Annotated in this window: 13 protein-coding genes; 5 read left to right on the forward strand and 8 right to left on the reverse strand. The window is 33.1% G+C overall.

The features are described from left to right. Positions 1 to 271 precede the first annotated feature (271 nt). From OIU83_RS02210 to OIU83_RS02220, 3 genes are all read right to left on the reverse strand, one after another. Positions 272 to 910 (reverse strand): peroxiredoxin, encoded by a 639-nt coding sequence (locus OIU83_RS02210; RefSeq protein WP_264204650.1) that lies wholly within the window; start codon positions 908 to 910, stop codon positions 272 to 274. Between the two features lie 99 nt (positions 911 to 1,009). Continuing rightward, complete coding sequence (locus OIU83_RS02215; protein WP_264204651.1) at positions 1,010 to 2,227, reverse strand: MFS transporter; 1,218 nt, start codon at positions 2,225 to 2,227, stop codon at positions 1,010 to 1,012. Between the two features lie 30 nt (positions 2,228 to 2,257). Then, on the reverse strand, positions 2,258 to 3,169 hold the full coding sequence (locus tag OIU83_RS02220) for an AEC family transporter (protein WP_264204652.1): 912 nt from the start codon (positions 3,167 to 3,169) through the stop codon (positions 2,258 to 2,260). Positions 3,170 to 3,284: 115 nt separating this feature from the next. Between OIU83_RS02220 and OIU83_RS02225 the strand changes: the two genes are divergently transcribed. From OIU83_RS02225 to meaB, 3 genes are all read left to right on the forward strand, one after another. Next, positions 3,285 to 3,692, forward strand: a complete 408-nt coding sequence (locus OIU83_RS02225; RefSeq protein WP_264204653.1) for an Rrf2 family transcriptional regulator — start codon at positions 3,285 to 3,287, stop codon at positions 3,690 to 3,692. A 56-nt stretch (positions 3,693 to 3,748) separates the two neighbouring features. Next, the gene (locus OIU83_RS02230; protein ID WP_264204654.1) at positions 3,749 to 4,390 is read left to right on the forward strand and encodes an NAD(P)-dependent oxidoreductase; all 642 of its coding nucleotides are present in this window, start codon (positions 3,749 to 3,751) and stop codon (positions 4,388 to 4,390) included. Positions 4,391 to 4,495: 105 nt separating this feature from the next. Then, the gene (meaB, locus tag OIU83_RS02235; protein ID WP_264204655.1) at positions 4,496 to 5,584 is read left to right on the forward strand and encodes a methylmalonyl Co-A mutase-associated GTPase MeaB; all 1,089 of its coding nucleotides are present in this window, start codon (positions 4,496 to 4,498) and stop codon (positions 5,582 to 5,584) included. Positions 5,585 to 5,635: 51 nt separating this feature from the next. Here the strand turns inward: meaB and OIU83_RS02240 are convergent, their stop codons facing one another. The 3 genes from OIU83_RS02240 to OIU83_RS02250 all read right to left on the reverse strand — a co-directional run bounded on the left by OIU83_RS02240 (position 5,636) and on the right by OIU83_RS02250 (position 9,417). Beyond that, the gene (locus tag OIU83_RS02240; protein ID WP_264204656.1) at positions 5,636 to 7,570 is read right to left on the reverse strand and encodes an LTA synthase family protein; all 1,935 of its coding nucleotides are present in this window, start codon (positions 7,568 to 7,570) and stop codon (positions 5,636 to 5,638) included. 63 nt (positions 7,571 to 7,633) lie between these two features. Further along, the gene (locus OIU83_RS02245; protein ID WP_129537524.1) at positions 7,634 to 7,861 is read right to left on the reverse strand and encodes a hypothetical protein; all 228 of its coding nucleotides are present in this window, start codon (positions 7,859 to 7,861) and stop codon (positions 7,634 to 7,636) included. Between the two features lie 170 nt (positions 7,862 to 8,031). Beyond that, the gene (locus OIU83_RS02250) at positions 8,032 to 9,417 is read right to left on the reverse strand and encodes an MATE family efflux transporter (RefSeq protein ID WP_264204657.1); all 1,386 of its coding nucleotides are present in this window, start codon (positions 9,415 to 9,417) and stop codon (positions 8,032 to 8,034) included. 192 nt (positions 9,418 to 9,609) lie between these two features. Here OIU83_RS02250 and OIU83_RS02255 point away from each other — a divergent pair, with 192 nt between their 5' ends. Continuing rightward, the gene (locus tag OIU83_RS02255) at positions 9,610 to 10,125 is read left to right on the forward strand and encodes a hypothetical protein (protein WP_264204658.1); all 516 of its coding nucleotides are present in this window, start codon (positions 9,610 to 9,612) and stop codon (positions 10,123 to 10,125) included. Positions 10,126 to 10,300: 175 nt separating this feature from the next. After that, the gene (locus OIU83_RS02260) at positions 10,301 to 11,236 is read left to right on the forward strand and encodes a DUF6268 family outer membrane beta-barrel protein (RefSeq protein ID WP_264204659.1); all 936 of its coding nucleotides are present in this window, start codon (positions 10,301 to 10,303) and stop codon (positions 11,234 to 11,236) included. 1 nt (position 11,237) lies between these two features. On the opposite strand, the gene OIU83_RS02265 is transcribed toward OIU83_RS02260, so the two are convergent. Together OIU83_RS02265 and OIU83_RS02270 are read right to left on the reverse strand one after the other, a co-directional pair. Then, entirely contained in the window at positions 11,238 to 11,951 is a 714-nt protein-coding gene (locus OIU83_RS02265; RefSeq protein WP_264204660.1) for a LytR/AlgR family response regulator transcription factor, read from the reverse strand. A 216-nt stretch (positions 11,952 to 12,167) separates the two neighbouring features. Continuing rightward, positions 12,168 to 13,220: a sensor histidine kinase gene (locus OIU83_RS02270; RefSeq protein ID WP_264204661.1), complete on the reverse strand. Its 1,053-nt coding sequence runs from the start codon at positions 13,218 to 13,220 to the stop codon at positions 12,168 to 12,170. Positions 13,221 to 13,333 lie beyond the last annotated feature (113 nt).

Here is a 13,333-nt window from a genome sequence, read left to right on the forward strand (position 1 = left end):
AAGGTATAATTCACATGAGGGCACTGAAAAAGTCTACCTTTCTGAAAAACCTCAAAAAAAGCGATTAAATAAGGCTTTGATTTTTTTTAAATTCTTTTTTAGTCAAATTTGACTTTCTGCGACTAAAAAGGCTTTATAATAATTAAAAAAGGTCGAAAACATAGTGTTTTCGACCTTTTTTGATTATTCCCATTTTACTCATTCGAAGTACTTTTTCAGTGCCCTCATGTGAATTATACCTTTTTTTTATTTCAAATATTTAGAAATTCTCCTATTTATTAGGCTGAGGAGTGATTCTTAAGTATGGTTTTACACGATTATACCCTTTTGGAAACTTGGCTGCAATATCACTATCCGGAATAGCCGGAGAGATTACCACATCATCACCATCTTTCCAGTTTGCAGGTGTTGCAACACTATAATTTGCTGTTAATTGCAAACTATCGATTACACGAAGTAGTTCATCAAAATTCCTTCCCGTAGAAGCTGGATAAGTCAATGTTAGCTTTATTTTCTTATCATTTCCGATAACAAAAACCGAACGAACTGTAAATTTATCACTAGCATTTGGATGTAACATATCATACAAATTAGCAACTTTTTTATCATCGTCAGCAATTATAGGATAATTTACAGTTGTATTCTGAGTCTCGTTTATATCTTTAATCCATTCTAAATGCGACTCCAAACCATCAACACTTAGAGCAATAACCTTTGTGTTTCTTTTTACAAATTCCGGGTAATAGTTAGCCACAGTTCCTAACTCTGTAGTACAAACTGGGGTAAAATCTGAAGGATGAGAAAATAACACACCCCAAGAATCTCCTAACCATTCATGAAATTTAATTGTTCCTTGAGTTGTATCTGCTTCAAAATCTGGAGCTATATCTCCTAATCGTAGTGTTGCCATGAGTATTTATTTAAAATTTTATTTAAAAATAAGTAAAAAAAGTACAAGGAAAACATCTACCCTTATAAAAAAATCATAAAGTTGATAGACTTGATAGAATTATGCTTTCTTTTTAATATTAGGCAAGAAATAAGTAAGAACTCCAATTAAAGGTAAATAGGAACTTATTTTAAATACATATTCAATACTAGTCTGATCGGCTACATATCCTAAAACTGCCGAACCTAATCCTCCCATTCCAAAAGCAAACCCGAAGAACAATCCCGAAATCATTCCGACTTTACCAGGTTTTAATTCCTGTGCAAAAACCAAAATAGCCGAAAATGCAGAAGCAATTACAATACCTATTATTACCGATAGTATTCCTGTCCAAAATAAATTAGCATAAGGCAATAATAATGTAAAAGGTGCAGCCCCAAGTATTGAAATCCAAATGATATACTTTCTACCAAAGCGATCTCCTAATGGACCCCCAATTAATGTTCCAGCCGCAACAGATGCTAAGAAAATGAATAAATAAAACTGAGAATCCTGAATACTCATCCCAAATTTATCTATCAAATAAAAAGTAAAATAACTAGACATACTAGCCATATAGAAAAACTTAGAAAAGATAAGCAATAACAGAACGATAATCGAAATCGTTATTTTTCTATTTGACAAAGGGACTGTCGTCTCTTCAAAATTTATTTTATTGGCAGCACGCAAGTTCATATGATTTTCATACCAAACAGCAATTCTTGACAAAATAAGAATACCCAGTATTCCTGCAATCACAAACCAAACTATATGTGATTGTCCAAAAGGAGCAACTATTAAAGCAACTAATAATGGTCCTATTGCACTACCTGCGTTTCCTCCTAATTGAAAAATAGATTGTGCCAAACCACGCTTTCCTCCTGATCCTAAAAAAGCTACTCTGGATGCTTCCGGATGAAATATCGATGAACCGATACCAACTAAACCAACTGACACTAGTAACATCCAAAACGCATGAGATATTGACAATAAACATAATCCTGCAATGGTAAATATCATACCAATTACTAATGAATATGGCATTGGTTTCTTATCTGTATAAAATCCAACAAAAGGCTGTAATAAAGATGCTGTAAGCTGAAAAACAAAAGTGATTAACCCTATTTCTGTGAAATTTAGATTAAAATTAGCCTTTAAAATAGGATAAGTAGCAGGAATTACTGCTTGCATTAAATCATTAAGTAAATGAGCAAATGCTATTGAAAATAATACGGAATAAACTGTTTTTTGAACTAAAACTTTACCATCGATTGTAGCTGTATTACTGGACGAACTCATAATAAAATTGACTAAAAATTAATATATAAACTAAATAAAACTCATAATAAAATACCAAACTACAAGTGTGATAAACGAAATGGGGATTCCAAAACCTATCATCATACTACTCAATCGAGGTTTTAAACCATATGTTGATGCCAAAATACTTCCCGTAATCATAGGTGCCATAGCCATTTCCATAATAGTCACCTTAATTACCGAAGAATTCTGTTTTAGAATAAAAACATATAATACCAAAAACAATAATGGCGTAATGATGAGTTTGAAAAACAAGCCTAATGTTAAAAACTTCCAATGCTTACTATTTTTTTCAAAACGAAGTTGCAAACCTACCGAGAGTAATGCAAGTGGCGTAACTAAACTGCCTAATTTTTGAAACACAAACTGAAGATTTACATCAAAATCATAATTAAAAACGTTCATAAAACAAGCCACTACAAACGTGATAAAAGGAGGAAAACATACTATCTTCTTTGCAATTGCAAGTGAATCGGGGCTTCCTTTGGAATAAAATGCGGCCACAAAAACACCCAAGGTTGAAATCACAACAAATGATCCTGGCTGATCTACCAAAATAGCTGTTTTTACCCCTTCCTTTCCATATAAAGCCTCGATTATAGGATAACCCAAAAATGATGTATTACTCAATCCCGTTGTAAGGATCAAGCATCCTATTAATTTATTTGACCAACCGTATTTTTTACCTAAAATAGAAAAAAGAAAAAATGCAACTATAAAAGCAATCCATGCCGCACCTATAGGAAACAACAATTCGTTACTCCATTTTATCTTTGGAATAAAAAATAAAGCCAAAGCCGGAAGACATAAATAAATTACGAGTTTGTTTAACGTTTTGTAGATATGTACCGGAAAACCCTTGATATTTTGCAATATAAGTCCCGTAGTAATAAAAACAAAAATTAAAATAAAGTTGCTCATCTTGAATAAAAAACAAAAATAGCACTTAATATTTTCTTAAATTATTTAATTTTAAAGTAAATTATTTTGTCAGTTCAATATAAACCCATAAATTTGTAACATATTTTATTACAGTATGATTTCAGGTAAGTTTGCCATAACAACACATATTCTCACGTTACTCTCTAAATTCCCGAATGATTATTTATCATCGGAATATATTGCGGGTAGTATTAATTTGAATCCTGTTTTGGTAAGAAAGGAAATTTCTAACCTGAAGAAAAATCATATTGTAGAGAGTAAAGAAGGTAAAAATGGTGGTACCAGATTATTAAAACCAGCATCAGAAATTACTTTACATGACATTTTCAAAATGACTTTTGATACCGTTAGTCTAGGTTATGCCAAAAATCAACCTAATCCAGATTGTCCTGTAGGCAAAAGAATAAATGAGAATTTAGATTTTTTATACTTAGATATTAATGAGAAAATAAATGCACAATTAAGTACAATCACATTAGAAGATTTCTCTAATCAATTTTAGATCTATTTTTTTACACAAAACTGTAACATTTTTTATTACTAATTAAATTATATATTATGAAAATCGCAATCATCGGAGCTACAGGTTTTGTAGGCTCTACAATCTCAAAAGAATTAGCCAATCGCAATCATGAAATCACTGCAATTGCAAGAAACCCTAAAGAAACTAGCGGTGTAAAATGGGTATCGGCAGATATTCTTAATACAGATGCATTGGCAACAATACTAAAAGGAAATGACCTTGTAATTAGCGCTTATAATGCAGGATGGACAAATCCAAATCTTTATGATGATTTTATTGCAGGTTCAAAATCTATTCAGGAGGCTGTAAAAAAATCAGGCGTAAAACGCTTTATCACTATCGGTGGTGCAGGAAGTTTATTTGTTGCACCAAATTTACAAGCTGTAGATACCCCAGATTTCCCAAAAGAATACCACGCAGGTGCATCGGCAGCAAGAGATTATTTAAACATCTTGAAAGAAGAAAAAGATTTAGATTGGGTATTTTTTAGTCCAGCTTTCGAAATGCATCCTGGAATTACAACTGGTAGAACTGCTAAATACCGCTTAGGATTAGACAATCCTGTTTTTGATGAAGATCAAAAAAGCATTTTATCTGTAGAAGATTTGGCGGTTGTTATTGCCGATGAAGCTGAAACCCCAAAACACCATCAAGTTCGTTTTACTGCAGCTTATTAATCCCAGTAATACCGAACAAATTCACAAAAAACAGTTTCGAAAGCAATTTTCTACTTTTGAAACTGTTTTTGTTTTGATTACTTTTACCTTTCAAAAGTAAAGAGTTTGTCTACACATAAAAAACAAGGAAGCAGTTTAAATGAAAAGCCTGGAATTTCACAACCTGAAATTACCAGTGGAGCATCAATTGAGCAAATTCTGCGTTTCAGACGGATTCAACCTTCTGCTCAAGAATTAGTTTCTGGTATTTTAGCAGGAAACATTACTGCACTAAGCAGAGCTATTACACTTATAGAAAGCACTAATCCGAATCATTTGGCTAAAGCCAATGAGATAATTAATGCCTGCCTTCCTCATGCCAATAAATCGGTTCGGATAGGAATTACTGGCGTTCCCGGAGTTGGAAAAAGTACTTTTATTGAAGCCTTTGGAAAACAACTCACAGGATTAGGCAAAAAACTAGCTGTCTTGGCAGTTGATCCAAGTAGTTCTTTCTCTCACGGAAGTATTCTGGGTGATAAAACCCGAATGGAAGAATTGGTTAAAGACGAAAATGCTTTTATAAGACCAAGTGCATCTGGAGAAACTCTTGGTGGTGTTGCCCGTAAAACCAGAGAAACCATTATACTTTGCGAAGCAGCAGGATTTGACACGATACTAATTGAAACCGTAGGCGTTGGACAAAGCGAAACCGCTGTTCACAGTATGGTTGATTTTTTCTTATTACTAAAAATTGCTGGCGCTGGCGATGAGCTACAAGGTATTAAAAGGGGCATTATGGAAATGGCAGATGCAATTGTCATTAACAAAGCCGATGGAGATAATATAAAAAAAGCAAGATTAGCCAAAACAGAGTTTAATAGAGCTTTGCATTTATTTCCTGCCAAAAAATCGGGATGGCAACCCACCGTAACGACTTGTAGCGCCATTACTCACGAAGGAATTCCAGAAGTTTGGCAAACTATTCTTGATTATTTTAAAATGGCTAAAAACAGTCTTTATTTTCAGGAAAAAAGAAAAGAACAAAACCAGTTCTGGATGATGGAAACTATCAATGAGCAATTAAAAACGAACTTCTACAATCATCCTGAAATTATAGCCGAACTTGATAAAAACAAAAAAGCAGTGCAAAATGATGAAATATCACCTTTTGCAGCTGCTACTATTTTGTTGGAATTATATAAAAAAGGTTGAAAGGAACAAAGGTTCATAGGTTTTCTACTCTGTACCTTCGTTCCTCTGTACCTATTTTTTTCTAAGCTTATATTTATTCTCTTTATATAAATTTCCTGCTGTTACTACATGTGCCAAAGCATCTTTTGCAAGTTCTTCATCTAGTTTAACCGGAACTAAAGTAGTGTCATTTTTAATTTCAAACTGCAATGGTTTTAAATTTGGCTGCATGATTACCACCTTATTCTCTACTCTAAATGCATTGATGTCATTAAATTGCATAATAGATCTTCCTTTTACGTCTGGTCCAATTTTAGTTAGATTTCTCCCTATCATTGGCGTTTCAAACTGTGCACCGATGTAACTTAACAATGTAGGTGGAATATCAATCTGGCTCGCCAATTTATCATATGCTTTGCCTTTAGGAACACCTGGTCCCATTATTAAAGCAGGGATATGAAATTTGTTTATAGGCACTAAATTCTTTCCGTAAGTTCTTGTATTGTGATCTGCAATTACGATAAAAATAGTATTCTTATAGTAAGGTTCTTTTTTAGCCATTTCAAAGAATTTACCAATCGAAAAATCGGCATATTTCATAGCATTATTAACCGTAGCAGCTTTCTTATCATAAGGTTTGATTCTTCCTTCCGGATACTCGAATGGCTCGTGATTAGAAGTAGAAAACATTAAGGAGAAGAATGGTTTATCTCCTTTGGCTTTAAAATAATTGTTTGCTTTTACAACCAAATCTTCATCAGAATAACCCCAGGTTCCTTTAAATGCATATTTATTCCCATCGGCATCAAAATCTTCCTGATCTACTATGTCTTGAAATCCATTCCCATTAAAGAAAGAAGCCATATTATCAAAATTGGCCATCCCTCCGTAAATAAAACTAGTCTCGTATCCTTTTCTTTTTAAGGCATCTGCCAAAGTAAAAAATCCTTGTTGTGAGTTTCCTAATTTCACTACACTTTCTGAAGGTGAAGGCAGGAATCCTGTAACAACAGCTTCTATCCCACGTACGCTACGTGTTCCTGTACAATATAAGTTGGTAAAAAGTAATCCTTCTTTTGAAAGTTTATCAAACTCTGGAGTTAATGGTTTTCCTCCTAAAATTCCAACATACTCTGCTCCTAAACTCTCTTGTAAAAATATAACCAAATTATAAGGTCTTTTTAAAAGTGTATCAGGGTTCTGAATATGTAAAAATGGAATTTCCGGATCAGTAAAATCATTTGGATTTACTGTCATGTATTTTTTTACACGAGCAATAGCCTCTGCTTCTTCCATCTTACCATACATCTTCGTATTTCCTTCATTTTTGATTGAATACGCAGCAAAAGCAACTGTATAAAATGAATTTAATCCTAAGGTATTCGTTAGCTGATCTGTGGAAAAAACAGCGTTACTAGCATTTATTGGTCGCTTTGAAGTAAGACTTGAACGGGCTCCAAAAAACAATAGAAAAGCTAGAAACGGAAATACAATTAATTTGAATTTATAGTCTGCTGGATGTGTATGGAAATATTTTTTTCCTTTTTTAAATGCAAGATATAATACAACTCCTAGAATTAAAAAAGTAACAATTATAGAAACTAAATAACTTTTTAAAAGCATCCCTACAACTTCTTTTGGATATATCAAATAATCCAAAAATATTTTGTTTGGGCGCGTATCGTATTGTTTTATAAAATCTGGTGTTGCCAATTCTACAAACAGGATCAAAAACAGAAACAAGAAACTATAAAATACCAGAAATTTATTTGTGATTTTGATACAATTATTAGGTAGGAAAGTGATTAAAAGTGCTGGAAGAAAAGACATATAGCACAGTAATATCAAATCCATTCGTAACCCAATTGGGAAAATATACCAGAAATCCTGAGTTTCAACTACTCTTTCCTTGAATAAAAAAAATAAAAATATTCGACTTAATGTAGTTATCAGCAATCCAATTGCTATGAAATTAAAAATAGGTTTTAAAAACGCGAATTTTTTCATTAGAAAGATTTAAATATTTTTTTGGTTTTGGGGCATACCATATAGACACACGGTGGCGTATCTCTACTCTTCGTAAAGTTTTATCTCTCGATCATAAAACTCATTGGCAAGGACAATTAACCCTTCCATTTCGGCATTTAATTCGGCCTCATCAAGATCTTCAGCTTCTTCCATAAACTCAACCTCATCGTCTTTTAAATTTATGATAAATCTTGGATAATCAAGATGAATAATGAAGATATCATCTGGAAAATCAGTATTGTCGCCAAGTAAAAATTTAGGTAATTCCATTTTATTTTTTGTTTTATTTTATTTTTTGTTTTATCCGCTAAGCGAATTTTTTTATCACAGATTTACTTCGTCTGTTCGATTTTCAATCTCGAGTCACTGATTACAAAGATTTCTAAAACAACCTGTGTTAATCAGTAAAATCTGTACTTATTATTTTTTATGCTCCAAATTTAAGAATTTGAAACTGAATTATTGATTAATTTTTTTGTCAGGTAATGAAAACGAATATACAAAAATACGGCAGCCGCTGTTAATCCTGCCAAAAGTCCTATCCAAACTCCTTGCGCTTTTAATTCGGTATATTCGGCTAAATAATATGAAATAGGAAAACCTATAACCCAATAGGCTACAAATGTAATGTACATTGGGACTTTTACATCTTGCAATCCACGTAAAGCTCCTAGAACAACAACCTGTATTCCATCTGAAATTTGAAAAACAGCTGCTATTAAAAGTAATTTTGATGCAATACTTATTACTTCGTTATTATCCAGAAGTTGTCCTCCATTTTCCATATTTAAAAAGATATGAGGTAAAAAATTATGAAAAGCTACAAACAGAATAGCAAAAACAGTTTCGATTATGATTGCAAGCAAAAAGATTGAACGTGCAACAATAATTAAGTTTTTATAATCATTCAACCCTCTTTGATTACTAACTCTAATCATAGAAGTTACACTTAAGCCCATAGCAAACATAAAGGTCATCGAAGCCAGACTCAAAGCAATTTGATTTGCTGCCTGACTGGTTTTACCAATATTACCACAAAGCCAGATTGAAGCTGTAAACAAGACTACTTCAAAAAGCATTTGCATAGCCGACGGAAATCCTATGCTTATTATTTTCTTGATTGTTTCTTTTTTGATTTCATCAAAACTAAAATTCTGGAAGTAACGCTTTAAATCATTTCGTCTTGATAGCATAATATGCATGAACATTACCAAAAATATTCTTGAAATTACTGTTCCAAGAGCTGCTCCAATAATTCCCATCTTTGGAAAAATCCAAATTCCATAAATCAATAAATAATTTATACCTACATGCAGCACATTGGCCATAATCATAGCATACATCGAATATTTTGTAAGCGAAAGTCCATCGGCAAATTGCTTATATCCCTGATACATAATTAAAGGGATCAACGAGAAAGCAACCCAATCCAGATATGGCTTGGCTATTGCAATTACATCGGCAGGTTGTTGTAGTAATTCCATTATTGGCTTTGCCAAAACAATTACTCCAAAAAGCATTAATCCTAAAATAATACACAAAAACAAACCATGATGAAATGCCGACCGAATTTTGCCGTCATTTTTCTCTGCGTCTCCTTCGGCAACTATTGGAGTAATCGCAGTTGAAAACCCGATTCCTAAGGACATTGCAATAAAAATCATGCTATTTCCTAATGAAACTGCTGCCAACTCTGTACTTCCTAGTTTACCTACCATGATATTATCGACTATACCGATAAGGGTATGTCCAACCATTCCTAAGATTATTGGATATGCAAGTTTTAAATTATAAGAAAATTCTTTGGTGTATTGAGAAAAGTTCACTTTGTATTTTTTTAGTGTGCAAAGATAATTAGAACCTTTCAATTCTTTCTCTATTATTCAATTTATAACCTTATTTATTATCCAATTTCTCAGGAACCTCAATATTATATAATAAACGCTGATAATTATATAACGTTCTCGCACTACCCTACTGCTATTTTTACATCATTAATAAACTTAAACATTCTGATTATGAAAAGGACATTCAATTTAAAAGTGCTATTAGTTGCTGTTTTTGCGATTGTATACACTACTACATCTGCCCAAGTAAGTACCGAAATTAAAAATTATAACCAAGGTTTCCGTTTGGGATTTGGATTAAATGGTGGAATCCCAACAAATAAGGCCTATAGTTGGTCTTTGGGTGGTGACGTTAGATTACAATATGATTTATCCAAAAAAACATCATTGACCTTAACAACTGGATTTACCAATTTGTTTGTGAACAAACAGGATTTAAAAGACATCGGATTCATCCCTGCAAAAGCTGGTTTTAAAGCCTTTGTATGGGAAGATCAATTTTATGTATTAGGAGAAGTTGGAGCTGGTTTTGCAGTAACAAATGGCTACAATGATACTACTTTTTTATGGGCACCAGGAATTGGTTATGCCAATAAATACGTTGATATAAGTGTGAGATATGAAGATTACGCAAAATTCAATACCAACCAAATTGCATTGCGATTGGCATACGGTTTTAAATTGTAAACCAAATTATAAAACATCCATTTAAAAGCCTTTCGAAAGAGAGGCTTTTTTTAGTTTTATGTAAATAATCATACATCATTTATTACCATTGGTCAAAAGATAACAACCAGTAGTCAAATGATTTTTTAGTATCGATACAGAACATGGTAATTCGTAGAAAATTTTAATTAAAACCATGAAAAAATCTGTTTTTTATCTATCACATCTATTTCTGTTTCTATTATTTTCAATTTCTGTAAGATCCCAATCGGGCATAACTGGGGAAGTCAAAGTTGATTATGTTCCGTTTTCTAATTATGTTCGACCAATTGACAGTACAAAAACAGATGCCAAAAGTAATTTCAAAAGGGCTCAAATAGCTCTGGAAATACCAGTTTCACTAAAAATGGACAAATACAATCATCCAAGACTTTGGTCAATTGGTCTTCAGGGTGCTTATGCAAAAATGGAAAATAAAAATTATGAAATACAATCTCTCCCGGCAATATTACCAAATGGATTTCCTGCAGAGCTGCTAAATGCACAGATCGGAGTCAAACACTTACGCTCCATTTCTCAGTCGTGGTCGCTATTAATAATGGCTTCTGTAGGTGTTTATACCGATATGGAAGAAATTAATAAGGACGATGTATTAATTCAGGGAGGTGTACTTTTCATCAAACAATTCAACCCAAATTTAGCATTCGGAATGGGACCAGTTCTTACCAATAGTTTTGGTGTTCCAATGGTTCTTCCCGGGATTTATTTTAATTGGGAATCCAAAAGAGCCTTACATTTTAAAGTCGCCTTCCCAGAAGGTTTAGAGTTAGGTTATCGAATGTCTGACAACTTTGATTTAAAAGCAGTTGTAGAATTAAGCGGAATGACAGCAGAAACTAAAGTAGGAAATAAATCTATGCTATTAGGATACCAGCAAATCATTGCCGGTATAAAACCTCAATTAAAGTTAGGAGAACACTGGATATTAGAACCTACAGTAGGAACAACATTAGTTCGTTCTTTTTCGACCAATAGCCGAAAAATAAAAGATATTTTCAAGGAAAAAGATCTCGCCGATCCAAGATTTACTACTACATTCTATGGAGCTGTAGCTCTTAAGTGGAAATTTTAAACTACCTGCTTAATAAATTCTTATAAACTACCTCTTTCAATAATGCCTCCCGGCGTGTTCTTGAAATAGGTAGTTCTTGTCCTTTTACAAACAAACGTCCTCCTGAAACAGAATCTATATGTGTAATGTTTACCAAAAAGGATTTGTGAATTCTAAAGAAAATTTCTGTCGGAAGTGTTTCTTCCAATGAAATCATGGTTTGATGAATTACAAGAACTTTATCCTTAAAATGAAGCTTAGCATAATTCTGCATTCCCTCAATATACAAAATATCTACCCAGGAAATTTTTTGAAATCCCTCTTCTTGGCGTACATAAAGATACGGATCAAGTGGGGATTGTTTAGGAGAACCAACCATCTGAAACCACTGTTTTGCTTTTAAAGAGGCCTGATAAAAACGCTGAAATGTAATAGGTTTCAATAAATAATCTACCACTTGCAAACGATATCCATCCAAAGCATGCTCAGAATAAGCCGTCGTAAAAATCACCAATGGCGGATTATCCAAAGACTCCAAAAATTCTAATCCTGAGAGATAAGGCATATTAATATCCAGAAATAACAAGTCTACCTGTTTATCCTGAATATATGAAGTAGCTTCCAGAGCAGAAGCACATGTACCTATTACTTCCAGAAAATCTATCTTAGAAATAAAATCTACAATCCCATTTCTAGCTATAGGTTCATCATCAATTACAAGGCATTTCATGGTCATAACTTATATATTTTTTATTATTTTTTTTAAAATTAGGCACGTGGAATAAGTGGCAGAAAATTAACCGCAAAGTTTGCAAAGATTTACGCAAAGTTCGCAAAGCTGATTCAACACAAAGCTTTGCGAACTTTGCGCTTTATAAAAGCCATCAGTGTAAAAAAACTTTGCGCCCTTTGCGGTAAAAAGCCTTTACAATCTATGGCAAACAAAAACGTATTACTTTAAATCCAGAACAAGCATAACTGTAAAATCAGAATCAGTCTTATTTATCTTCAATTCGTGTCGATCCGGATATTGTATTGCAAGTCTTTTTCGGACGTTTTCAAGACCTAATCCCTGACTGCTCGACGGAACTTTATATTGCTCTGTATATGAATTTTCTATTTTAAAAATCAGTTGTTTGTCTTTTTGTTCGCAAAATAAATGCACATACCCTTTTTGGTTTGGTAATCGCGAAACGTGTTTAAAAGCATTTTCTATTAAAGGTACCAAAAGCAATGGAACAATTTGTAGTTGTCCATCTTCGATATTCCAATTAGTCTTTACATCTAGCTCATCTCCCCATCGGGTTTTTTCGACCGAAACCAAATCTTTTAGATACTTGATCTCGAGATATAGCGCAACATATTCTTTATTACATTCATACAATTGATATCTCAAAATATCCGAAAACTGAATCAATAAGTCCGAAGCTAGTTTTACATTACTTTGCATTAAAATATGAATATGATTAAGCACATTAAACATCAAGTGCGGATTAATTTGATCTTGTAAAATTTTTATCTGTGCTTCTAAATGAACTTGTTGTAATTGCGCATGGTTTTTTTCGATAACATTATGTTCCTGATAAAATCGAAGTCCGCAAGCGGTGCCACAAATCAAAATTGCAGCGGGAATGCTTCCACAAAACCGAGCCCACAAAAACTGAATGGTAGTCATATTAGCTTCTTCGGGATATGCACGGTTACGTGTATGTGAATCTGAGAAGACAGCATAAATCACAGCTAGGCAAAGTGACAAAAGCAGCACTACAACAAAAGCCTGTACCGCAAATAGTGCCATTTTATTTTTACGTAATGCCTTAGGAAGCATCACATCACTAAGAAAATGCGCCAAAACAATAGAGCTTAATAATATTAAAGCTGACTGGCGTATAGCCGCCATTGTACCATAATCGGCTATCAGTTGCGCACAAATGGTTGTACCGAGTATAAACCAGAAAAAGATTAAAAATATCCAGTGAAATTGATCTTTATTTTTTGTTTTCATCTAAAAAAGAAATAAGAGAAAATTAGTATTCAAAAGTAACTCGATATTTCTAAAAAGAGCAGCAAAGTACCGAAAAGATTCTTTGCTGCTGCTTCTGAGTTAACTATAAAAAA

The organism is Flavobacterium shii, assembly GCF_025847235.1.
Classification (GTDB): Bacteria; Bacteroidota; Bacteroidia; order Flavobacteriales; family Flavobacteriaceae; genus Flavobacterium; species Flavobacterium shii.

Coding starts and splice junctions, on each gene's coding strand:
- OIU83_RS02225 (WP_264204653.1), top strand. CDS start 3,285: ATGATTTCAGGTAAGTTTGCCATAACAACACATATTCTCACGTTACTC.
- OIU83_RS02210 (WP_264204650.1), bottom strand. CDS start 910: ATGGCAACACTACGATTAGGAGATATAGCTCCAGATTTTGAAGCAGAT.
- OIU83_RS02220 (WP_264204652.1), bottom strand. CDS start 3,169: ATGAGCAACTTTATTTTAATTTTTGTTTTTATTACTACGGGACTTATA.
- OIU83_RS02215 (WP_264204651.1), bottom strand. CDS start 2,227: ATGAGTTCGTCCAGTAATACAGCTACAATCGATGGTAAAGTTTTAGTT.
- OIU83_RS02270 (WP_264204661.1), bottom strand. CDS start 13,220: ATGAAAACAAAAAATAAAGATCAATTTCACTGGATATTTTTAATCTTT.
- OIU83_RS02265 (WP_264204660.1), bottom strand. CDS start 11,951: ATGACCATGAAATGCCTTGTAATTGATGATGAACCTATAGCTAGAAAT.
- OIU83_RS02230 (WP_264204654.1), top strand. CDS start 3,749: ATGAAAATCGCAATCATCGGAGCTACAGGTTTTGTAGGCTCTACAATC.
- OIU83_RS02240 (WP_264204656.1), bottom strand. CDS start 7,570: ATGAAAAAATTCGCGTTTTTAAAACCTATTTTTAATTTCATAGCAATT.
- OIU83_RS02245 (WP_129537524.1), bottom strand. CDS start 7,861: ATGGAATTACCTAAATTTTTACTTGGCGACAATACTGATTTTCCAGAT.
- OIU83_RS02260 (WP_264204659.1), top strand. CDS start 10,301: ATGAAAAAATCTGTTTTTTATCTATCACATCTATTTCTGTTTCTATTA.
- OIU83_RS02255 (WP_264204658.1), top strand. CDS start 9,610: ATGAAAAGGACATTCAATTTAAAAGTGCTATTAGTTGCTGTTTTTGCG.